Origin of the sequence: Paraclostridium sp. (genome assembly GCF_051657365.1) — a bacterium.
In the GTDB taxonomy this organism is placed as follows: Bacteria; Bacillota; Clostridia; order Peptostreptococcales; family Peptostreptococcaceae; genus Paraclostridium.
The window spans coordinates 23,410-45,548 of the sequence record NZ_JBOFKN010000033.1 but is presented as its reverse complement, the minus strand read 5'-3'; the positions used below and the strand labels follow the sequence as shown (position 1 = coordinate 45,548).

Sequence of the window (22,139 nt, the reverse complement as noted above, 5' to 3'; positions counted from 1 at the left end):
TTTGAGGTTAAAAAAGACAAAAATATTAAACTTAAAATAAGAGGAGATTATAATTATGAGTAATGTAAATGTTGTTGAAATATTAAAAGAATGTGATGCTTTATTAGAAGGCCATTTCTTGTTATCTTCAGGAAAGCATAGTAATAGATACGTACAATGTGCTAAGGTTTTAAGATTTCCAAATCAAGCGGAGAAAGTATTAAGTACAGTTGTTGAGCAAATAAAGGATTTGGGAATAGACTTAGTTGTTGGACCTGCTATGGGAGGAGTTATAGTTTCTTATGAGTTAGGAAGACAATTAGGTAAAGAGTCAGTATTTACAGAGAGAAAAGATGGGGAAATGCAATTAAGAAGAGGATTTGAAGTTAAACCAGGAGATAAGATAATCATAGCTGAGGATGTTGTCACTACTGGTAAATCTACTATAGAAACTAAAAAAGCTTTAGAAGCATTAGGTGGAGAAGTGATAGGTGTTGCATGTATAGCTGATAGAACTAATCACGATATCGGGATGCCGATATATAGTGCTATAAAATTAGATATAAAAGTTTATGAAGCTGATAATTGCCCTTTATGTGAAGCTAAAGAAATAGCTTTAGTTAAGCCAGGAAGTAGAGAATTTAAAGAATTAGGAATGTAGATAAATCAAAAAATAAGGATGTAGATAATATTATCTACATCCTTATTTTTATTTTTTGAAATTTACGTAGTTTTCAAGTTCATCTATAAATAAAGTTGTTGTGCTTGAGGGTTTTATTCCTTTAGGAGTAATAAAAGAAAAATATCTATTATAAGTTTCACTTAAACTTACTGTAGATAAAGCACGACCTTCTGAGTCGGTAACTAGTTTAGATATAATTGATATGCCAAGGTCGTTCTTAACGGCTTCTTTAACGGCATGATTGCTACCAAGAACCATTATTTGGCGAGGGGTAATTTTATTGTTACTTAAAAATATATTTAAATATTCTCTTGTACCAGACCCGTCTTCTCGAACTATCCATTTTTTATTTTTTATAGAATCTAAGTTGAAGTTACTTTCATCTATACCAGATTCAGGTGAGAAAGTTAATACCATGCTATCTTTAAAGAAAAATTCTTGGTTAAAATCAAAAGAGGAAAGGCTACCTTCAACTAAACCTATATCTAATGTAGAACTTTTAACTTTTTCACAAATTTTATATGTATTTTCTACAATCATTTCCACTTCTACGTCAGGGTACTGTTTAGAAAATAGAGCTAAAAATTGAGGTAAAAAATACTCAGCAATAGTAAGACTAGCTCCTATTTTTATATGACCTTTTATAGAGTTAGACATGCTATTTAACTCATCTTTAATAGATTCTATTGATGTTATTATTTCTCTGGCTCTTTTATATAAAAGATAACCATTGTCTGTTATAGATATAGTCTTTTGTTTTATAGACCTATTTATAAGAGTTGTATTAAAATGAATTTCTAAGTTTTTTATATGGGTACTAACGGTTGGTTGTGATAAGTTTATGCTTTCACCTGCTTTAGTAAAATTTTGATGTTCTACAACTGCAATGAATGTTTTGAATTCTTCAATCAAATGGAAAACCTCCCTATTAAGAAATCATTTAAAAATTTAATCATTATTATGATATATATCTATTTTACCAATAATAATAACTTTGGTATACTATTTTATATAAATAAATAATGAATTTTATAAAATATAGATAAATTTAATAAAGACATAATGTACAGGAGGTGGTTTAAGTGAAAGAATTGATAAGTAAATTAGAAAACTATCCAATCGGAATATGTGGGACATCCTTGGCATTTATCACATTAGGGAACTGTTGGTTAGTAAATGGGATTTATTTTATAAAGATAGTAGCTATTATATTTGCTATTTGCGCAATAGCATTAATGCTATTAAAAATAATTATATTTCCAAAAACAATGATAGAAGAAATTAAAAATCCTGTAGTAGGAAGTTTTTATCCAACTATAGATATGGCAGGATTATTAATAGCATCTTATTTTTTAGATTTAGCACCAGGGTTCGCTAAAGGATTATGGCTTACATGCATAGTTGTACATGCAATTATATTTGTGGTGTTTTTAACATATAGAGCGAAAAATTTCAAGTTAACAGACATGGTTCCAAGTTGGTTTGTAATACTTATAGGAGTAGTAGTTGCGAGTGCATCGAGTAAAGGTATGGGACATCCGTTATTAGCTCAATATTTATTCTATTTCGGATTTTTCTGGTATGTTGTAGCTTGGCCAGTTATGTTATATAGAGTTTATAAATGTGAAAAATTAGAAGATCATAAGTTACCTACTATTGGAGTTATGGCAGCTCCTGGAAGTCTTTGTATAGTAGGGTATCTTACATCATTTTCGAATCTAAATCACTTTATATTAGGTTTTTTAATAGTAACATCTTTATTTAATTTAGTTTTGGTGTACACATATATAACTGATTTTATAAGAAAAGGATTTAAACCAACTTATGCAGCTCTTACATTCCCTTTGGCTATAAGTGTTTTCGCAATGTATAAGACTAGTGCATATATAAGTAGTATGGGTTTAAATGGTGCAGAGCTATTTAAGTTTTTAGGTAATATAGAAATTTTCATAGCAACATATGTTATTTTTTATGTAATAAACAACTTTATTAAACTATTCTTAAGTACTTTAAGTCCTAAGTTAGAAAGTAGATTTGAGTCAAATGAAGGATTATTTGGACAAACTATTGGAGAAGAATCTCTTACTGATGATAAAGTAGAAGAAGAATTTAATGAATATGAAGAAGAAATTAGAAACAAATAAAAAATGTGTATCTTTAATTGAATTTTAAAATTAAGGATACACATTTTTTTTATATATTTAATAATTCTTTTATTTCATTACATAAAGCATCCAAATGATCAGGATTATTTATTAAATCAACTTCATTTATATTTACATATAGTACAGGGGACTGGTCGTATTCATTTATCCATTTTTCGTATCTATTGTGAAGATTAGTCCAGTAATCTAAATCAACAGCTTTTTCCATTTCTCTACCTCTAAGGTTTATTCTGTTGATTATAGTATCGATAGAACCATCTAAATATATCATTAAGTCAGGTCTTCTTAGATGAGGAACCATATCGTTAAATAAGTCTCTGTATGTTATATAATCTCTTTTACTCATTTTATTATTGTCATATAGATTTCTAGCAAAAATTTCAACATCTTCATAAATACTTCTATCTTGAATATTATTTAAGCCGTTACTATCTATTTCTTTTTGTTGCTTGAATCTTTGAGCTAAAAAATATAATTGTAAATGAAATCCCCAAGCATTTTGATCTTTATAAAAGTCTTCTAAATATGGATTTTCATCAACTTGTTCAAAGTGAGTTTCAAATCCTAGTTTTTGTCCTACTAATTTAGTCAAAGTAGATTTTCCAGCTCCAACATTACCTGCAACGGTAATAAATAAATCTCTATTAAGTGGTTTGTTACACTGATTTACCAATTTAAACATTAAATGGGCCTCCTAAGTCCTTAATTGCATTCTCAACCTTTTCTATTATGAAATTTCTATCATTTTCATTATTTAAAAAATCTAAATTTGAATTGTCTATTTCTAATATTATAGGTTCTTTACCTACAAAGTTATGTTTTATAGATAAAGGATTAAAATAATACTTATATTCATTGCTTAATTCATGTATATAATTTTTATCCATTTGTCTTTCAAAGCTTCTATCTCTCATAGCTATTCTTTTCATCAAAACATCTGTTTTTGAATTAAGATATATTACTATATCCGGTTGAGGTAAGTCGTTTATAAAAATATTATACATTTGTTTATACTTATAAAATTGCATGTTATCAAGTGTGATACCTGCGAAAATAAGGTTTTTAATTATGTGATAATCACTAATAACACATTTACCTTCAATTAAAATATTTTTTTCGGTATCTTCAAGTTGTTTTATTCTATTAAAAAGAAAAAATGCTTCTGTTTGTAAAGCATACTCTTTTATATCAGTATAAAATTTTGATAGGAATGGGTTTTCTTCAACTATTTCTCTAAGTAAAGTATAGTTGAAGTGATCATTTAATATATTTGCTAATGTTGTTTTACCAACCCCTATAGGCCCCTCGATAGCTATAAATACACCTCTATTGTTCATATAATCACCTTCTAAAAAAATAATGTCTTATGTATTTTAGCAAAAAAAGTTTATCAATTCTACTCTAGACTTTTTAAATTAAATTTGTATTATAAAAATAGTTAATTTAATTTTATAAAAATATGGGTAGAATTAAAGGTATAAACTTAATTAAAGGGAGAAATTAAAAATGAAAGTATATGAAAAAAATAATGTAGTTGTTTTAGAAAAAGTAGCAGACTTTGATCCGAAGCATATATTTGAATGTGGGCAATGTTTTAGATGGAAAGTTCAAGATGATGGATCGTATACAGGAGTAGCTAAAGGTAGAGTAATAAATGTATCTAGAGAAGGAGATACGGTTTATTTAAAGAATACTAATTTAGATGATTTTAATAATATATGGAAAGATTATTTTGATTTAGATACAGATTATGGGAAAATAAAAAATCAATTAAGAAATATGGATGAGTATTTAGAAAAAGCAACAGAGTTTGGTTGGGGAATAAGAATTTTGCGTCAGGATCCTTGGGAGATGATAATATCATTTATAATATCATCTAATAATAGAATTCCTATGATACAAAGAGCCATATCTAATCTATCAAGAGAATATGGAACTTATATTGGAAAATATGATGGAGTAGATTTCTATGATTTCCCTACACCGGAGCAATTAAATAAGGCTTCTGTAGAGGAAATAAGAGCTTGTTCTACAGGATTTAGGGATAAGTACATAAAAGCTACAACAGAATCTGTTGTAGACAACAATGATGATGTATATAAATATGGAAAGTTAGATACAGAGGATTGTAGAAAAGAACTTATGAAGTTTAATGGTATAGGTCCTAAAGTTTGTGATTGTATAGCTTTATTTGGAATGCAAAAGTATGATACATTCCCTGTTGATGTTTGGGTTAAAAGAGTAATGCAAGAGTTTTACGTAGAAGATGACATGAGTTTGCCTAAAATTAGAAAATATGCTATAGATAAGTTTGAAGACTTATCTGGGTTTGCACAACAATATCTATTCTACTATGCACGTGAATTAGGAATAGGAAGATAATTAAAGGAGGTAGCATGGGTGCTTTAGAGATACTGGTCCTAGGATATGTAGCAATATCTTATATAGCTGGTATTATAGTTTCTATTAATATAATACTCCAAAATAGAGATCCAGCAAAAACTATGGCTTGGTTATTAATCTTTATATTATTACCGGGAATAGGATTAGTTATATATGCTGTATTAGGACGAAATATAAGAAAAAGAAAGATATTTAAAACACAAAAACTTGCTACAAACATAAAGGAAAATAATTTATTTAAAAATATGGAGTCAATAGAAGAATTAGTTGAACTTGAACAAAAAGCTATAAAAGGTAATAAAGTAATAAAAGATAATCATTATGACGGCATAAAAAAGAAAGTAATAAGTTTACTTTTAAATACTGGAAAATTTCCATTTACAACTAATAATAATGTTGAAATATTTATAGATGGGAATGAAAAATTTAAAAAATTGATACAGGATATAGAAAAAGCTAAAGAACACATTCACTTAGAATATTTCATAATAAAAGATAGCGAAATAGGAATTAAATTAAAAAATTTATTAATAAAAAAAGCAAATGAAGGCGTAAGCGTAAAAATTTTATATGATGATGTTGGTTGTTGGAGATTTTGGTTCCATAGACAATTTTTTAAAGATATGAAAAGTGAAGGAATAGAGATAGTTCCTTTTTTACCAGCTAAGTTTCCTATAATAGGAGGTAAGCTAAACTATAGAAATCATCGTAAAATAGCTATAATTGATGGTTACATAGGATATACAGGTGGAATAAATATAGGTGATGAATATATGGGTAAAAATAAAAAGTTTGGATATTGGAGAGATACTCATATAAGAATAGAAGGAAGTTCTGTATATATGTTGCAAATGGTATTTTTAATAGATTGGTACTATACAACTAAAAATATGGCATTTGATGAAAGATATTTTCCTAAATTAGATAATAAGGGTAATTCTATGATTCAAGTTGTTGCAACTGGGCCGGATAGTGATTGGGAAGCTATACATTATGCTTACTTTTCGGCTATATGTAATGCCAAAGAAAGGGTATATATAGAAACCCCATATTTTATACCAGATGAAAGTTTATTAAGAGCATTAAAAAGTGCTGCACTTAGCGGAGTTGATGTAAGAATTATATTCCCAAGTATCGCAGATCATAAGATAGTTCATCATGCTTCTTATTCATATTTTGATGATATTTTAAGATCGGGAGGAAAAGTTTATTTATATAAAAAAGGATTTATACATTCTAAAGTCGTAATTATAGATGATAAGATTTCATCTACAGGATCTGCGAATATGGATTTAAGAAGTTTTATGTTAAACTTTGAAATAAATGCATTTATGTATGATGAAGAAATAATAAGTAAAATAACTGATGATTTTTATGAAGATTTAAAAAACAGTGAAGAAATAAATCTTGAAGATTTTGGGAAAAGACCATTTATTAAAAAATGGGCAGAATCTGTAGCGAGATTATTTTCTCCAATTTTATAAACGAATTTGATATGTGAGGTTATGTCGAGCAAAGTAAAAATTTCTCGCATAAAAAATCAATCAAATCAAATTAAAAGTATTGAAAAATAAAAAAAATTGAGATATTATAAAACTGTTAGCACTCTACAATATAGAGTGATAAAAAAGTTAATAAAAATTTTACATATATAAATTTCATTAGGAGGGATAATTATGAAAATAAGACCATTGGCTGACAGAGTAGTTATAAAGAAAGTTGAAGCAGAAGAAAAAACTGCAAGTGGTATAGTTTTACCTGGCGCAGCTAAAGAACAACCTCAAATGGCTGAGGTAGTTGAAGTAGGGCCTGGTGGAATAGTAGATGGTAAAGAAATTAAGATGGAGTTAAAAATAGGAGATAAAGTGATCTTTTCTAAATATGCAGGATCAGAAATTAAATTAGAAGGTCAAGAATATACAATACTAAAACAAAGTGAAATATTAGCAGTAGTTGAATAATTATTTAAGGGAGGATATTGAGAAATGGCTAAAGAAATAAAATTCGCGCAAGATTCAAGATCAGCATTAGAAGCTGGTGTAAATAAATTAGCAGATACAGTAAAGGTAACTTTAGGACCTAAAGGAAGAAATGTTATATTAGATAAAAAATTTGGATCTCCACTTATAACTAATGATGGAGTTACTATAGCAAAAGAAATAGAGTTAGAAGATAGATTTGAGAATATGGGAGCTCAATTAGTTAAAGAGGTTGCTACTAAAACTAATGATGTGGCTGGAGATGGAACTACAACTGCTACTGTACTTGCTCAAGCTATAATAAGAGAAGGTTTAAAAAATGTAACAGCGGGATCAAACCCAGTATTACTAAGAAAAGGAATACAAAAAGCTGTTGAAGTATCAGTTGAGGAATTAAAGAAACAATCAAGAACTATAGAAACTAAAGAATCTATATCTCAAGTTGCTTCTATATCTGCTGGAGATGAAGAAGTAGGTAATTTAATAGCTGAAGCTATGGAGATAGTAGGTAAAGATGGAGTTATAACTGTTGAAGAATCTAAAACTATGCATACTGAATTAGATGCTGTTGAAGGTATGCAGTTTGATAGAGGATTTGTATCAGCTTATATGGTAACTGATGTTGATAAAATGGAAGCTGTTTTAAATGATCCTTATATATTAATAACAGATAGAAAAATAACTAATATACAAGATATATTACCTGTACTTGAGCAGATAGTTCAACAAGGTAAAAAATTATTAATAATAGCTGAAGATGTAGAAGGTGAAGCTTTATCTACATTAGTAGTTAATAAATTAAGAGGAACATTTGAAGTTGTAGCTGTTAAAGCTCCAGGATTTGGAGATAGAAGAAAAGCTATGCTTGAAGATATAGCAATACTTACTGGAGGGACTGTTATATCTGAGGAATTAGGATATGACTTAAAAGAAGCAGATTTATCAATGTTAGGTAGAGCTGGATCTGTTAAGGTAACTAAAGAAAATACTACTATAGTTGATGGGTCTGGAAATAAGAAAGCTATAGAAGATAGAGTAGCTCAAATTAAACATCAAGTAGAACAAACTACTTCTGAGTTTGATACTGAAAAATTAATGGAAAGATTAGCTAAGCTTGCTGGTGGAGTAGCTGTTATAAAAGTTGGAGCTGCTACAGAAGTTGAAATGAAAGAAAGAAAGCTAAGAATAGAAGATGCTTTAAATGCTACAAGAGCGGCTGTTGAAGAGGGAATAGTTGCTGGTGGAGGAACTGCATTAGTTAGTGTGATACCAGTTGTAGATAAGTTAATAGAAGAACTTGAAGGTGAATTTAAGGTTGGAGCTAAGATAATAAGAAGATCTTTAGAAGAACCATTAAGACAAATAGCTACTAATGCTGGTCTTGAAGGCGCTGTTATAATACAAAAGGTTATAAATGAAGATGCTGAAATAGGATTTGATGCTTTAAATGAGAAGTATGTAAATATGATAGAAGCTGGTATTGTTGATCCAACTAAGGTTACTAGAAGTGCACTACAAAATGCTGCATCTATAGCTGGGGTGTTCTTAACTACTGAAGCGGCTGTTGCAGACCTTCCAGAAAGTGAGCCAATGCCAGGAATGGGTGGAGGAATGCCTCCAATGATGTAGACGAGTTAATAGCAAATTTTTTGATGGGGGTTCGTGTTGATTATAGTTGTTCCATTCACTTAAATACCGGTAGGGCGTGGTCTTTAACGTTTCTTCAACAACTATAATTAACACTACGTCTAGGACAATATTTACTATTTAACTTGTTTCGTTAAGAAAAAATAAAATATAATAGTATATATAAGAGGTAATTTGAAGGTATTTTTTCAAATTATCTCTTTTTTGTACACAAATACTATATAAATTTGGGTGACTGGAAAAGGTATGCTTAGTATGTTAGAATTAGTATTAAACAACTTATGATAATGGGGGTTACTTATGGATATTAGGGATTTATTAGAACAGGTTAAAAATAATGATTTAGATATAGATTTAGCTATGGATAAGTTGAAAGATTTGCCTTATGAGGACATAGGGTATGCTAATATTGATCATCACAGACAGATAAGAAATGGATATCCAGAGGTTATTTATTGTGAAGGTAAAAGTGATGAGCATATTTTAGGTATTATAGATAGAATGAATGAAAAGGGTTCAAATATTTTAGGAACCAGATGTAAAAAAGAAACTTTCGAAAAAGTTAAATCAATATACCCTGATTGTGAGTATGAAGAACTTTCTAGGATTTTAAAAATAAATAATAAACCTATAGAAAATATAGGTAAAGGTAAAATTGTAGTCGTTACTGGAGGTACTTCAGATATTTCTGTTGCTGATGAAGCTTATTATACGGCTAAATTTTTAGGTAATGATGTTGAGCGAGTTTACGATGTTGGAGTAGCTGGAATACATAGATTATTAAATAAAATGAATATAATTAATGAAGCGAGAGTATTGATAGTTGTAGCAGGTATGGAGGGAGCACTACCTAGTGTTATAGGTGGATTAGTTGATGTTCCTGTTATAGCAGTTCCTACATCAGTTGGATATGGAGCTAATTTTGGTGGGCTGTCAGCTCTTTTGACTATGTTAAATAGCTGTGCATCAGGGATATCTGTAGTTAATATAGATAATGGATTTGGAGCTGGCTATTTAGCTGCTACAATAAATAAATTAGACTAACATGAAAGAAGGTATTTGCATGGAAGAAAGAATATTATACTTTGACATAGTAAATGGGATATCAGGAGATATGACTATTGCAAGTTTATTAAACTTAGGGGTTCCAAAAGAAATATTTTTAGAAGAAATGAAAAAACTTAATTTATGTGATGAGTTTGATATAGAAATAGATTTTAAAAATGAAAGTGGAATAGTAGGTACAAAAGTTAACGTAGCAGCTAAGGAAACTCATGCACACAGACATTTAATAGATATTTTTGATATCATTGATAACTCTTATTTAAATGATAATATAAAAGAAAGAGCTAAAAAAATATTTATGACTGTAGGAGAAGCTGAGGCTAAGGTACATGGTACTACTATAGATAAAATACATTTTCACGAGGTAGGGGCTATAGATTCTATAGTTGATATAGTAGGATGTGCTATTTTAATAGATTTATTAAATATAGATAAAATATATGCAAGTACAGTTCCTGTGGGATCTGGATTTATAAAATGCGATCATGGTATTATGCCAGTTCCAGCACCTGCAACTATTGAGATATTAAGAGGTGTACCAGTTATATTAAATACTGTTAAAGGGGAATGTACTACTCCTACTGGAGCAGCAATAGTAAAGACTTTATGTGATGAATTTGTAGATACTATAGAATTTGAAGTTAGCCAAATTGGATACGGAATAGGGCATAAAAAATTTGAAATACCAAATATGTTAAGAACTATATTAGGTGTAAAAAAAAAGAAGAAATAATATATGAAATTAATGCAAATATAGATGATATGTCATCAGAGATATTTTCTTATTTATATGAAAAGTTAATTGAAGAAGGCGCGCTAGATGTATATACTGAAAGTATATATATGAAAAAAAATAGACCTGCAGTTAAATTATCTGTTTTGTGTAATGAATCGAACCTAGATAAATTTATTGAAATTATATTAATAGAGACAAGTACATTTGGGGTTAGATATCAAAAATATAATAGAAGTATTTTATCTAGAAAATTTGAAAAGTTAAATTGCGAATTTGGAAATATAACTATTAAGATAGGTTTATATAACAATAAAGTTGTGAAAGTTACACCTGAGTATGAAGAGTGCAAAAAAATAGCGAAAGATGCTAATATATCCATAAAATCAGTATATGATAGTATAAATTGCTCAATAAAAAATAAATTCATGTAAAAATGTTGACACAAATGCGAAAATTTGATAAATTAATAAACAACTTATACAAATTGTATACAAAATTATAGATAAAATATCACTCATATATACTCAGAAATATGGTCTGAGAGTTTCTACAAGGGTACCGGAAATATCCTGACTATGAGTGAAATTATTATAGCAAAACTCTATCATCAATAAGTAAACATATAGGCTGATATTATATCCCTATAAGTTAGCTATAAGTAAAAGAGTTTTGAGAACCTGTATAGTAATTTCACTTATAAACGAAGTTATTATACAGGTTTTTTTGTACCCTTTTTTAAAAAAAGTAAAGTTTTGCAATTTAAAAAGTATAAAAAACATTTGATTATATAAAAATAAGAAATAGTATAAAAAAACGAAGGGGGCAACCGATATGGCAAAGATATTAAAAGAAGGATTAACATTTGATGATGTACTTTTAGTTCCTCAAAAATCAGAGGTTTTACCTAAGGATGTTAGTACACAAACGCAATTAACAAAAACTATAAAATTAAATATACCATTAATGAGTGCTGGTATGGATACAGTTACTGATTCTAAAATGGCAATTTCAATGGCGAGACAAGGTGGTATAGGAATTATACACAAAAATATGTCTATAGAAGAACAGGCTTTAGAAGTTGATAAAGTAAAAAGAAGTGAAAGCGGAGTTATAGTAGATCCATTTTTCTTATCAAAGGACCACACAATACAAGATGCTGATGATATAATGGCGAGATATAAAATATCGGGTGTGCCAATAGTAGATGACAACAATAAACTAATTGGGATAATAACAAATAGAGATATTAAATTTGAAGCTGATTTTACTAAAAAAGTAGATGAAGTTATGACTAAGGAAAACTTAGTAACTGCAAGAGAAGGAATTAACTTAGTAGAAGCTCAACAAATATTAAAACAACATAAAATAGAGAAGTTGCCTATAGTTGATGAAGAAGGTCACTTAAAGGGATTAATAACTATAAAAGATATAGAAAAGAAAATACAATATCCAAATTCTGCCAAAGACTCTCAAGGTAGATTATTATGTGGAGCTGCTCTTGGAATAAGTACTGACTTAATAGATAGAGTAGATGCATTAGTTAAAGCTAATGTAGATGTAGTTGTATTAGATAGTGCACATGGACATTCTATGGGAGTTATAAATGCACTTAAACAAGTAAAAGAAAGACATCCAAAGCTACAAGTTATAGCAGGAAATGTTGCAACTGCAAAAGCTACAGAAGATTTAATTCAAGCTGGAGCTGACTGTGTAAAAGTAGGTATAGGACCTGGTTCTATATGTACAACAAGAGTTGTTGCAGGTATAGGTGTTCCACAAGTAACTGCTGTTATGGATTGTGCTGAAGTTGGACATAAGTATGGAGTACCAGTAATAGCTGACGGAGGAATTAAATTCTCTGGAGATATAGTAAAAGCATTAGCTGCTGGAGCTTCAATATGTATGATGGGTTCTATGTTTGCAGGAACTGAAGAAAGTCCAGGGGAAACTGTATTATATAGAGGAAGATCATATAAAACATATAGAGGAATGGGATCTATAGGAGCTATGGAAAAAGGTTCTAAAGATAGATACTTCCAAAATGATGCTAAGAAATTAGTTCCTGAGGGTGTAGAAGGAATGGTTGCATATAAAGGTAAAGCAGAAGATATAGTATACCAAATGATAGGCGGAATAAGAGCTGGTATGGGATATTGTGGAGCAGCTACTATAAAAGATTTAATGGAAAATGCTGAGTTTATAAAAATAACAGCAGCTTCATTAAAAGAAAGTCATCCACATGATATAACAATAACTAAAGAAGCACCAAATTACAGTACTCAAGGGGAGGTATAAAATATGAAAAAACAACATGAATTAGTTTTAGTAATAGATTTTGGTGGACAGTATAACCAATTAATCGCTAGAAGAGTTAGAGAAAACAATGTATATTGTGAAATATTACCACATACTACTGATATAGAAACAATAAAAGCTAAGAATCCAAAGGGAATAATATTCACAGGTGGGCCTAATAGCGCATACTTAGAAGAATCTCCTAAAATAAACAAAGAAATATTTGAAATAGGAGTACCAATACTTGGAATATGTTATGGAGTTCAATTAATGGCTCACTTACTAGGTGGTAATGTAAGAAAAGGGAATAATAGTGAAAAAGAATATGGAAAAACTGCTATAACATATACTACTTCAAACATATTTGAAGGAATGAGTACTAATACTGTTTGGATGAGTCATACAGATTTAATAGATGTTCTTCCAGAAGGATTTGAAGTTGCTGCATACACTACTGATTGTCCAGTAGCTGCTATGCACAATCCATCAAAAAAATTGTACGGAGTTCAATTCCATCCAGAAGTTGAACATTGTTTAGAAGGAGATAAAGTTTTAAGAAACTTCTTATACAATGTTTGTGAAGTAACTGGAGATTGGACAACAGATTCATTTATAGAAGAAAAAATAAAAGAAATAAAAGAAACTGTAGGAGATAAGAAAGTACTTTGTGCTTTAAGTGGTGGAGTAGATTCATCAGTTGCAGCAGTACTTGTTCATAAAGCTATAGGAGATAATTTAACTTGTGTATTCGTAGATCATGGTTTACTTAGAAAAAATGAAGGTGACGATGTTGAGAGAATATTTAGAGATAAGTTTGATATGAACTTAATAAGAGTTAACTGTGAAGATAGATTCTTATCTAAGTTAAAAGGAGTAACAGAGCCTGAGTCAAAGAGAAAAATAATAGGTGAAGAATTTATAAGAGTATTTGAAGAAGAATCTAACAAATTAGGAAAGATGGACTTCTTAGCTCAAGGAACTATATATCCAGATGTTGTAGAAAGTGGACTTGGAGAAGCTGCTACAATAAAATCTCACCATAATGTTGGTGGAATACCAGAAGATATAGAATTCCAGATAATTGAACCTTTAAGAGAATTATTTAAAGATGAAGTTAGAAAAATAGGTTTAGAACTTGGAATAGATTATGATTTAATATTTAGACACCCATTCCCAGGACCAGGTCTTGGAATAAGAGTTATAGGTGAAGTAACTAAGGAAAGATGCGATATCTTAAGAGAAGCTGATGCTATATACATGGATGAGCTTAAAAAAGCTGGATTATACAGTGAAATATGGCAAGCATTCGCTACTTTACCAGATGTTAAAACTGTTGGAGTTATGGGAGATGAAAGAACATATGCTTATCTAGTAGGGATAAGAGCTGTTACATCTTCTGATGGTATGACTTCAGATTGGTATAAAATGCCATATGATGTATTAGAGAAAATCTCTAATAGAATAGTTAATGAAGTTGATGGAGCTAACAGAGTAGTTTACGATATAACTAGTAAGCCTCCAGGAACTATAGAATGGGAATAAAAAAGTTTATTCGAACACTTTATTAATAGATATAAAAAAATAAAAAGCTTATGCTTTTTATTTTTTTATAATCACCTATGTACGCCAAATTATCATCATCGGAGGAAAAATATGAAAAATGAATCAAAATCTAGTAGTAATATTTTAGAGAAACTTTTTAAGTTAAGCCAAAATAATACTAATATTAAAACGGAAGTTTTAGCAGGTGTGACAACTTTTATGACCATAGCTTATATATTAGTTGTAAATCCTACTATATTAGGACAAGCAGGCATGGATAAAGGGGCTGTATTTACAGCAACAGCTATAGCGTCAGCAATAGGATGTATTATAATGGGATTACTTGCAAACTATCCTATAATATTAGCACCTAGTATGGGAATAAATGCATTCTTTACCTATACAGTGGTTTTAGGAATGGGATATACTTGGCAATTTGCACTATGTGCCATGTTTATAGAAGGTATTATATTTGTTTTATTAACAGTAACTAATGTTCGTGAAAAAATAATAGAGTGTATGCCAGATGTGTTAAAACATGCTATAACAGCTGGAATAGGGTTATTTATAACATTTATAGGTCTTGTAAATGCAGGAATCGTGCAACAAGGCGGTGCTATAATATCATTGGGAAATATCCAATCTCCAGTTGTATTACTTTCAATAATAGGTTTGATGATAGCCGCTACACTATTAATTAAAAATGTAAACGGAGCATTCTTAATATCTATAATAATAACATCTGCAATAGGTATGCTATTTGCTATAGTACCTATGCCGACAGGCGTAATAGATGTACCACCATCTATACAACCAGTGTTTATGAAAGTATTTGAAGTCGGGAAAAGTCAAATATTTAGTCTAGATATGTTAGTTATAGTTCTTACATTATTATTTGTTAACATGTTTGATTCAATAGGTTTCTTATTAGGAATAGCTCAAAGAGCTGATTTATTAGATGAAAATGGAAATATGCCTAATGTAAAAAAAGCATTATTGGCTGAATCAGTTTCTACAACTATATCTTCATTATTAGGAACATCAACTTTAGCTACTACAGTTGAAAGTGGATCTGGAATTGCGGTTGGAGGAAGAACTGGATTAACAGCATGTGTAACAGGAATTTTATTTTTCATATCATTGTTCTTTGCACCGTTATTTGTTTCTATACCAGCACAAGCAACAGCGCCAATACTTATATTAGTTGGATTCTTAATGGCTAGTTCAATATTAAAAATTAATTTTGATGATTTTACAGATGCTATACCAGCATTTATAACATTTATAATGATGCCTTTATCTTACAGTGTTGCTGATGGAATTATGTTTGGTATAATATCTTATACTTTTTTAAAGTTAGTTAGTGGAAGAAAAGAAGAAACTAAAATTTCATTAATAATATTAAGTGTAATATTTATTTTGAAATTTGCATTTTTATAAGATTAACAATACTTCTAAGTATATAGATTATGCTTAGAAGTTTTTTTATGGTTAAAAAACAAAAAGGTAAAAAATGGAATTTAATTAATAAAACATAAAATTAAATATAAAAAATTAATGTTTATCTTATTATTTTAAAGGGTATTTATACAAACTGTGATAACTAATATCATTGTAGTCAATTCAAATATCAATTCAGTATTTTTTTTATTTTCAAAAACATGATTAATATTGTTAAAAATAAAACAATTTTTAAATTATAAAATATTTTTGGTGAATGTAATAATTATGTAAACAAAAACTATGAAATTTTTGTCAAATATTGATGTATAATGGAGAAAAAAGAGCCGAGGGGTGAATTATATGGAAGAAAGATTAGTAGGTATAATTACGAGCAAGGATAAGAACTGGAACAAAAGATGGAAATATAATTGTGCTATATTTATAGTAAGTTATATTTTCATGGGGGCTGTTACGGGGATAACCAATGACTCATACATATCATATCTAAACTTAACAGTACCAGATGTTGTAAAAGGTTTACCAATGTATACATCAGTAGCAACCTTCATCATGGCAATGACACTTTTATTAGTTAATAAATTGGGGTACAAGAAAATAATATTATGTGCACCAGTAGTATTAATAGGGGCATTACTATCTTGTATTTATAGTAGTAATGATAAAGTAATTCTTGTAGCAAACATCTTAGTTAACATTGGAGCAGGTATGTTTGATTTTATATATCCGCTTATGTTCACATCATATACACCGAAAGAAAAAAGAATATCAATGTTCGCAAGAGTAATGTATTGCAACTTGATAAGCCAGTCAATTTTAACATTTTTAAATGGAAAAATAGTTGTATGGAAATTTAGTCAGTATTTAGGGGTAAGTTATGACAAAGCTTCTATATTATCTGAGAATGCAAGTAAATTAAATTCAACTCAAATGGGATACTATATAAATTCATATGAATTTGCTTTATGGATTGCAGTAGTATTTACAGCATTAGCACTAATTTGTTTATTCTTCTTAAGAGAAAGAGTAGAAGATTATAGAGAATCAGAAGAAGAGATTCGTGCAAGAAAAGCAGAAAAGAAATTTGATGTTAAAATATTCCTTAACAAACACATAATAATGTGGGTTGTAATCTTTAGTATAATAAGATTTGGAGCATTATTAATAACTCCATATTTCCCAATATATTTAAACAATTTCTTACATATAAGCAGAGGTACAGTTTCTACTATAATCACAATGCAAACGTTAGCCATGGTTTTAGGATTCTTAGCAGCACCTTATTTGGAGAAAAAACTAGGGTCTATAGTTACGATATCGTTATCAATGGTATTATGCATACCACTTATGATTATAATGGCAAATGGAACTATATTCGGAGGGAATATTGCATGGATAATAGGAGGAGTATTATTCCTAAGATCAGGATTTGCTAATGCATCTAATCCAATTCAACAATCATTACCGCTTACATTTGTACCTAAAAATTTAGCACCAGCATATAGTTCATTTATACTAATATCAAACTCTATAGTAGGTATATTTGCAGGTATATTTGCTAGATACTCATTATTAAAAACAGATGCAGGATATGGACAAGCATATTATATAGCTAGTACATTATATTTTATAGCAGCAGTACTATTATTAGTAGTATTTATTAAAAAATATAATAGAGGATTAAGTGAAGAAGAAATAAAAGAACATGAAGTAAAAGAAGAGTTTGTAGAAGCAAAATAAAAAATAAAAAGGCTACCTTATGATATTTAAGAAATCATGAGGTAGTTTTTATTTTGATATTAAAAAATCGAACAATTAATTTAAAAAAAATGAAAATATTCGTAAAAAAGCTTGAAGTATTACGAACGATATTATATAATTAGGTTGTAAGATAAGTTAAAAGACGAACGAAATCATAAATATATATTATAAAATTAGGAGGTATGATATGCAAATAGCACAAACTTCGAAGAATAATAAATCTATTTTGGAAAAAGTCTTCAAGCTAAGCGAGCATAACACAACGGTTAAAACAGAAATAATAGCAGGAATAACAACATTTATGACAATGGCTTATATATTAGTGGTAAATCCTAGTATATTAGGTGATGCAGGAATGAATAAGGATGCAGTATTTGCAGCAACTGCAATAGCTGCATTTATAGGAAGTACCATAATGGGATTATTAGCAAACTATCCAATAGCACTTGCACCGGGTATGGGTTTAAATGCATTCTTTGCTTATACAGTAGTTTTACAAATGGGATATAGTTGGCAATTTGCACTTTGTGCGGTTTTAATAGAAGGTTTAATATTTATATTATTAACAGTAACTAATGTAAGAGAAAAAATTATAGACTGTATACCAGGTGTTTTAAAGCATGCTGTTACAGCAGGTATAGGTTTATTTATAGCTTTTATAGGATTAGTAAATGCAGGTATCGTAGAAGGTGGAGGGGCAATATTACAACTTGGAAATATGCAAAGTCCAACAGTTTTACTTTCTATAGCAGGGTTGATAATAGCGGCTGTATTACTTTCAAAAAATGTTAAGGGTACATTTTTATTAGCGATGGTAGTTACTACAGCTATCGGTATTGTAGGAGGATTAGTTCAATTACCTTCAGCAATAGTTTCTTCAGTACCATCATTGAAGCCAGTATTTTTACAAGCATTCTCAGTTCCGATGGATCAAGTATTTAGTTTAGATATGGTGGTAGTTGTATTTACATTCTTATTTGTTGATTTATTTGATACAGTAGGATGTTTAGTAGGTGTAGCATCTAAAGGGAATATGTTAGATGAGAATGGTAAATTACCAAAAGCTAAAGAAGCTTTATTTTCAGATGCTATAGCAACTACAGCAGGAGCATTACTTGGGACTTCAACTGTTACAGCATATGTTGAAAGTGCTGCAGGAATAGGTGAAGGTGGAAGAACTGGATTAACAGCAGTAACTACAGGAATATTATTCTTATTATCATTATTCTTTGCTCCAATATTTACATCAATACCACCGCAAGCAACAGCTCCGGTACTTATATTAGTAGGAGTTATGATGGCAAGTTCACTACTTCAAATAGATTTTAGTGATTTTACTAACGCTATACCAGCATTCTTAACATTTGCGATGATGCCTTTAGCTTACAGTATAGCAGATGGTATTATATTCGGGATAATATCATTCACAGTGTTAAAGTTAGCAACAGGAAAGAGAAAAGAAGTAAATATATCATTAATACTTCTTTCAATCATGTTTATACTAAAGTTTGTACTATTATAAAATAATTAATTAAAAAAATGATCGGATAAAAAACCTATTTATTGAAAATAGGTTTTTTTATTTTGTTATGAGGGTAAATAATGAGTATAAAAAAAGGTTAAACACATATTTTAATATGAGCTTAACCTTTTTTTATACTTAGTTCTAGAAGTTTTCTGCTTTTATTTCGTAATATCCTTGTGGATGTTTACAAGCTGGACAAACTTGAGGAGCTTCTGTTCCTGAATGAACGTATCCGCAAACAGTACATACCCATTCATGTACTTCAGGTCTTTCGAATACTATTTTTTCTTCTATATTTTTAGCTAATCTTAAAAATCTATCTCTATGATGAGCTTCTATTGTATGTATATGAGTGAAAGAAGCTGCTATTTCTTCAAATCCTTCTTCTCTAGCTTCTGCAGCAAATTTTAAGTAAAGTGTATCTTCTTCATTTTCACCTTTAGCAGCAGTTTTTAAGTTTTCTAAAGTAGAAGCCATTCCTACTCCATAAGAACCTGTAACTTGAACATCTTCTCCAGTAAAATCATTTAATAAATATCTAAAGAAAATTTTACCATGCATTTCTTCGTTGTGAGCAGTTTCGTCAAATATGTCTCCTATTTGAACGTATCCTTCTTTTCTAGCTATTTTAGCATAGAATTGATATTTATTTTTTGCTTGTGATTCACCTGCAAATGCATTCATTAAATTTTGTGCTGTTTTAGTTCCTTTTAAAGATTTCATCTTTAATTCATCTCCTAAGTATAAATTATAATTTTTTGTTATTTTACATAGATACCACTTTAATAAAATTTAAAACATGTTAATTAGAATTCTAATATTTTCGTAATTTTGAGAATTAATACAAAATTATTTTGAATTTGTTTGTTATAAGTAAGTTGAATGAAAATCAAATAAGTTGTGAATTATATTAGATAGTAAAATTTTTCAATAAAAAGGAGGGAAATAATGAAATTATATAGTGTATTAATAACTAGTATATTTATTTCGGGATTTTTAATTATAGGTTGTGCTAGCAGTACAGACACTAGTAATGAGTATAAAGAAAAAAACATAAAAGAAGTAACATATGAAAATACAAAGAAAAAATTAAGTGAAGAAGAAGCTATAAATTTAGTAAAGGAATATTTGCAAAGAGAAAAATTATATATTCCAAATTTTATTGAAGTAGATAGTATATCAGGGGATGTTTATACTATACATATTTATGATGTAATTAAAAATGAAGATGAAAGTCACATTGCTACAAGTGGATGGTTTGAAGTTAATATGTATACTGGAAAAATAACGGATATAATGAACGAATAGTAATATACTAGATATAGACATATAATACAAGTAACTAACTTAATAGGGGGTTATAGCATGAATAAAGTTAACAATAAAAAAATATTGTTTTTATGTATTGATACAATTTATGCCGTTGTATTTGGATTAATTATAGGTGCAGGGTTTGGAGTTGATGTAACTAAAAAATTAAATGAATACTTTGGATAGATAGTATGTTTTAAAAAAACACTTATTTAAGTAAATAATATTTACTTAAATAAGTGTTTTTTATATATAAAATAAAAAATACGAACGAAATAAAAAATATGGTTGATAATATACGGATAATAGTATATTATTTAAATATAAAGTTCGTTATATAATACGTATTTAAATTTAAATAAAAAAGAAATAAGTACGTAAAATTAGGAGGATTATGATGAAAATAGCAGTAGTTATGGGTTCGAAGTCAGATTATCCAAAGTTAGACAAGGGAATTGAGCTTTTAGAAATGTTCGGAATTGAAGTTGAAGTAAGGGCATTGTCAGCTCATAGAACACCTAACCAATTAATGGCGTTCTTAAAAGAAATAGAAGAAACTACAGATGTGATAATAGCAGCAGCAGGAAAAGCAGCTCATTTACCAGGAGTAATAGCATCACATACTTTAATACCAGTAATAGGATTACCAATAAAATCATCTACAATGGATGGACTAGATTCACTTCTTTCAATAGTTCAGATGCCACAAGGAATACCTGTAGCTACTGTAACTATAGATTCTGGAATAAATGCAGCATTAATGGCTGCACAAATAATGAGTATAAAATATCCAAAGATAAAAGAAGAATTAAAGAACTATAGAAATGAAATGGAATTAAAAGTTTTAGAAGATGATAAAAATTTAAGGGGGTAATCAAAGATGTTACTATATGAAGGAAAAGCAAAACAAATATTTAGTACAGAAAATGAAAATGAGTATTTAGTTTATTATAAAGATGATGCAACGGCTTTTAATGGAGAAAAGAAAGCCTCTATAAATTCAAAAGGAATATTAAATAACAAAATATGTACAGCAATGTTTGAAATGTTAAAAAAAGAAGGTATAAAAACTCACTTTATAAAAGGTGTATCTGATAGAGAAATGATAGTTAAGAAAGTGGAGATATTACCACTAGAAGTAATAGTGAGAAACATAACAGCTGGCTCATTTTGTAAAAGATATGGAATAGAAGAAGGAATAGTTTTAGATGAACCTATATTTGAATTATCATATAAAAATGATGACTATGGAGATCCGATGTTAAATGATGATCATGCAGTAGCTATGAAACTTGCAACAAGAGATGATATAGCATTTTTAAAACAAGAAACCTTAAAAATAAATGAAATAATGAAAAAGTTTTTCTTAAAAATGAATTTTAAATTAGTTGATTTTAAATTAGAATTTGGAAAAGATGTTAATGGAAATATTATATTAGCAGATGAAATATCTCCTGATACTTGTAGGCTTTGGGATGTAGATACTAATGAAAAGTTTGATAAAGATAGATTTAGAAGAGACTTAGGTGATTTAGTAGAAGGATATACTGAAGTTCTTTCTAGAATAGAAAACTAATTAGGGGGAATT

The 22,139-nt window shown here is 29.0% G+C and carries 20 protein-coding genes, 1 pseudogene and 1 riboswitch; of the genes and pseudogenes, 17 read left to right on the top strand and 4 right to left on the bottom strand.

Annotation, left to right across the window (positions count from 1 at the left end; translation table 11 throughout):
* Positions 1-55: 55 nt before the first annotated feature.
* Positions 56-640 carry an orotate phosphoribosyltransferase gene (gene pyrE, locus ACRCYC_RS02485; RefSeq protein WP_438617593.1) on the top strand — a complete coding sequence of 195 codons (585 nt, stop codon included), beginning with the start codon at positions 56-58 and terminating at the stop codon, positions 638-640.
* A 48-nt stretch (positions 641-688) separates the two neighbouring features.
* Here pyrE and ACRCYC_RS02480 read toward each other — a convergent pair whose 3' ends face one another.
* Positions 689-1,573, bottom strand: coding sequence for a LysR substrate-binding domain-containing protein (locus ACRCYC_RS02480; protein WP_438617592.1), 885 nt, complete (start codon positions 1,571-1,573; stop codon positions 689-691).
* Between the two features lie 170 nt (positions 1,574-1,743).
* Between ACRCYC_RS02480 and ACRCYC_RS02475 the strand changes: the two genes are divergently transcribed.
* A complete protein-coding gene (locus ACRCYC_RS02475) occupies positions 1,744-2,805 on the top strand; it encodes a TDT family transporter (protein ID WP_438617591.1) in 1,062 nt (353 codons plus the stop codon).
* Positions 2,806-2,854: 49 nt separating this feature from the next.
* Here ACRCYC_RS02475 and ACRCYC_RS02470 read toward each other — a convergent pair whose 3' ends face one another.
* Complete coding sequence (locus tag ACRCYC_RS02470; RefSeq protein ID WP_438617590.1) at positions 2,855-3,508, bottom strand: deoxynucleoside kinase; 654 nt, start codon at positions 3,506-3,508, stop codon at positions 2,855-2,857.
* Positions 3,501-4,163, bottom strand: coding sequence for a deoxynucleoside kinase (locus ACRCYC_RS02465; RefSeq protein WP_438617589.1), 663 nt, complete (start codon positions 4,161-4,163; stop codon positions 3,501-3,503). The genes ACRCYC_RS02470 and ACRCYC_RS02465 overlap by 8 nt, the downstream gene beginning before the upstream one ends.
* Positions 4,164-4,332: 169 nt before the next feature.
* On the opposite strand from ACRCYC_RS02465, the gene ACRCYC_RS02460 reads away from it, so the two are divergent.
* From ACRCYC_RS02460 to ACRCYC_RS02410, 11 genes and pseudogenes are all read left to right on the top strand, one after another.
* Positions 4,333-5,208, top strand: coding sequence for a DNA-3-methyladenine glycosylase family protein (locus ACRCYC_RS02460; RefSeq protein WP_438617588.1), 876 nt, complete (start codon positions 4,333-4,335; stop codon positions 5,206-5,208).
* A gap of 14 nt (positions 5,209-5,222) precedes the next feature.
* Positions 5,223-6,713, top strand: coding sequence for a cardiolipin synthase (gene cls, locus ACRCYC_RS02455; RefSeq protein WP_438617587.1), 1,491 nt, complete (start codon positions 5,223-5,225; stop codon positions 6,711-6,713).
* Positions 6,714-6,905: 192 nt separating this feature from the next.
* The gene (locus tag ACRCYC_RS02450) at positions 6,906-7,190 is read left to right on the top strand and encodes a co-chaperone GroES (RefSeq protein ID WP_438617586.1); all 285 of its coding nucleotides are present in this window, start codon (positions 6,906-6,908) and stop codon (positions 7,188-7,190) included.
* A 24-nt stretch (positions 7,191-7,214) separates the two neighbouring features.
* A complete protein-coding gene (gene groL / locus ACRCYC_RS02445) occupies positions 7,215-8,837 on the top strand; it encodes a chaperonin GroEL (RefSeq protein WP_438617585.1) in 1,623 nt (540 codons plus the stop codon).
* A 318-nt stretch (positions 8,838-9,155) separates the two neighbouring features.
* The gene (gene larB / locus ACRCYC_RS02440) at positions 9,156-9,899 is read left to right on the top strand and encodes a nickel pincer cofactor biosynthesis protein LarB (protein WP_438617584.1); all 744 of its coding nucleotides are present in this window, start codon (positions 9,156-9,158) and stop codon (positions 9,897-9,899) included.
* Between the two features lies 1 nt (position 9,900).
* Positions 9,901-11,087 (top strand): annotated as a pseudogene (gene larC / locus ACRCYC_RS02435) (nickel pincer cofactor biosynthesis protein LarC).
* 63 nt (positions 11,088-11,150) lie between these two features.
* Positions 11,151-11,252: riboswitch (purine riboswitch) on the top strand.
* A gap of 235 nt (positions 11,253-11,487) precedes the next feature.
* A complete protein-coding gene (guaB, locus tag ACRCYC_RS02430) occupies positions 11,488-12,951 on the top strand; it encodes an IMP dehydrogenase (protein WP_438617583.1) in 1,464 nt (487 codons plus the stop codon).
* Between the two features lie 3 nt (positions 12,952-12,954).
* The gene (guaA, locus tag ACRCYC_RS02425) at positions 12,955-14,493 is read left to right on the top strand and encodes a glutamine-hydrolyzing GMP synthase (protein WP_438617582.1); all 1,539 of its coding nucleotides are present in this window, start codon (positions 12,955-12,957) and stop codon (positions 14,491-14,493) included.
* A gap of 111 nt (positions 14,494-14,604) precedes the next feature.
* Positions 14,605-15,933 (top strand): NCS2 family permease, encoded by a 1,329-nt coding sequence (locus ACRCYC_RS02420; protein WP_438617581.1) that lies wholly within the window; start codon positions 14,605-14,607, stop codon positions 15,931-15,933.
* 363 nt (positions 15,934-16,296) lie between these two features.
* On the top strand, positions 16,297-17,694 hold the full coding sequence (locus ACRCYC_RS02415) for an MFS transporter (protein ID WP_438617580.1): 1,398 nt from the start codon (positions 16,297-16,299) through the stop codon (positions 17,692-17,694).
* A 208-nt stretch (positions 17,695-17,902) separates the two neighbouring features.
* A complete protein-coding gene (locus ACRCYC_RS02410; protein ID WP_438617579.1) occupies positions 17,903-19,237 on the top strand; it encodes an NCS2 family permease in 1,335 nt (444 codons plus the stop codon).
* Between the two features lie 144 nt (positions 19,238-19,381).
* Here ACRCYC_RS02410 and rbr read toward each other — a convergent pair whose 3' ends face one another.
* Positions 19,382-19,963, bottom strand: coding sequence for a rubrerythrin (gene rbr / locus ACRCYC_RS02405; RefSeq protein WP_438617578.1), 582 nt, complete (start codon positions 19,961-19,963; stop codon positions 19,382-19,384).
* Positions 19,964-20,188: 225 nt separating this feature from the next.
* Between rbr and ACRCYC_RS02400 the strand changes: the two genes are divergently transcribed.
* The 4 genes from ACRCYC_RS02400 (at position 20,189) to purC (ending at position 22,127) form a co-directional block, all read left to right on the top strand.
* Entirely contained in the window at positions 20,189-20,548 is a 360-nt protein-coding gene (locus ACRCYC_RS02400; RefSeq protein ID WP_438617577.1) for a hypothetical protein, read from the top strand.
* Positions 20,549-20,605: 57 nt separating this feature from the next.
* Positions 20,606-20,737 (top strand): hypothetical protein, encoded by a 132-nt coding sequence (locus ACRCYC_RS02395; RefSeq protein ID WP_438617576.1) that lies wholly within the window; start codon positions 20,606-20,608, stop codon positions 20,735-20,737.
* Positions 20,738-20,948: 211 nt separating this feature from the next.
* Positions 20,949-21,425, top strand: a complete 477-nt coding sequence (gene purE, locus ACRCYC_RS02390) for a 5-(carboxyamino)imidazole ribonucleotide mutase (RefSeq protein ID WP_332480326.1) — start codon at positions 20,949-20,951, stop codon at positions 21,423-21,425.
* Positions 21,426-21,431: 6 nt separating this feature from the next.
* Complete coding sequence (gene purC, locus ACRCYC_RS02385; protein ID WP_438617575.1) at positions 21,432-22,127, top strand: phosphoribosylaminoimidazolesuccinocarboxamide synthase; 696 nt, start codon at positions 21,432-21,434, stop codon at positions 22,125-22,127.
* Positions 22,128-22,139: the final 12 nt, after the last annotated feature.

What these genes read in the sequence shown, in the direction of transcription:
- cls (WP_438617587.1), top strand. Translation starts at nt 5,223, where the DNA reads ATGGGTGCTTTAGAGATACTGGTCCTAGGATATGTAGCAATATCTTAT.
- ACRCYC_RS02395 (WP_438617576.1), top strand. Translation starts at nt 20,606, where the DNA reads ATGAATAAAGTTAACAATAAAAAAATATTGTTTTTATGTATTGATACA.
- ACRCYC_RS02450 (WP_438617586.1), top strand. Translation starts at nt 6,906, where the DNA reads ATGAAAATAAGACCATTGGCTGACAGAGTAGTTATAAAGAAAGTTGAA.
- rbr (WP_438617578.1), bottom strand. Translation starts at nt 19,963, where the DNA reads ATGAAATCTTTAAAAGGAACTAAAACAGCACAAAATTTAATGAATGCA.
- ACRCYC_RS02420 (WP_438617581.1), top strand. Translation starts at nt 14,605, where the DNA reads ATGAAAAATGAATCAAAATCTAGTAGTAATATTTTAGAGAAACTTTTT.
- ACRCYC_RS02465 (WP_438617589.1), bottom strand. Translation starts at nt 4,163, where the DNA reads ATGAACAATAGAGGTGTATTTATAGCTATCGAGGGGCCTATAGGGGTT.
- ACRCYC_RS02400 (WP_438617577.1), top strand. Translation starts at nt 20,189, where the DNA reads ATGAAATTATATAGTGTATTAATAACTAGTATATTTATTTCGGGATTT.
- guaB (WP_438617583.1), top strand. Translation starts at nt 11,488, where the DNA reads ATGGCAAAGATATTAAAAGAAGGATTAACATTTGATGATGTACTTTTA.
- ACRCYC_RS02460 (WP_438617588.1), top strand. Translation starts at nt 4,333, where the DNA reads ATGAAAGTATATGAAAAAAATAATGTAGTTGTTTTAGAAAAAGTAGCA.
- purE (WP_332480326.1), top strand. Translation starts at nt 20,949, where the DNA reads ATGAAAATAGCAGTAGTTATGGGTTCGAAGTCAGATTATCCAAAGTTA.
- larB (WP_438617584.1), top strand. Translation starts at nt 9,156, where the DNA reads ATGGATATTAGGGATTTATTAGAACAGGTTAAAAATAATGATTTAGAT.
- ACRCYC_RS02415 (WP_438617580.1), top strand. Translation starts at nt 16,297, where the DNA reads ATGGAAGAAAGATTAGTAGGTATAATTACGAGCAAGGATAAGAACTGG.
- ACRCYC_RS02470 (WP_438617590.1), bottom strand. Translation starts at nt 3,508, where the DNA reads ATGTTTAAATTGGTAAATCAGTGTAACAAACCACTTAATAGAGATTTA.
- purC (WP_438617575.1), top strand. Translation starts at nt 21,432, where the DNA reads ATGTTACTATATGAAGGAAAAGCAAAACAAATATTTAGTACAGAAAAT.
- ACRCYC_RS02410 (WP_438617579.1), top strand. Translation starts at nt 17,903, where the DNA reads ATGCAAATAGCACAAACTTCGAAGAATAATAAATCTATTTTGGAAAAA.
- groL (WP_438617585.1), top strand. Translation starts at nt 7,215, where the DNA reads ATGGCTAAAGAAATAAAATTCGCGCAAGATTCAAGATCAGCATTAGAA.
- guaA (WP_438617582.1), top strand. Translation starts at nt 12,955, where the DNA reads ATGAAAAAACAACATGAATTAGTTTTAGTAATAGATTTTGGTGGACAG.
- pyrE (WP_438617593.1), top strand. Translation starts at nt 56, where the DNA reads ATGAGTAATGTAAATGTTGTTGAAATATTAAAAGAATGTGATGCTTTA.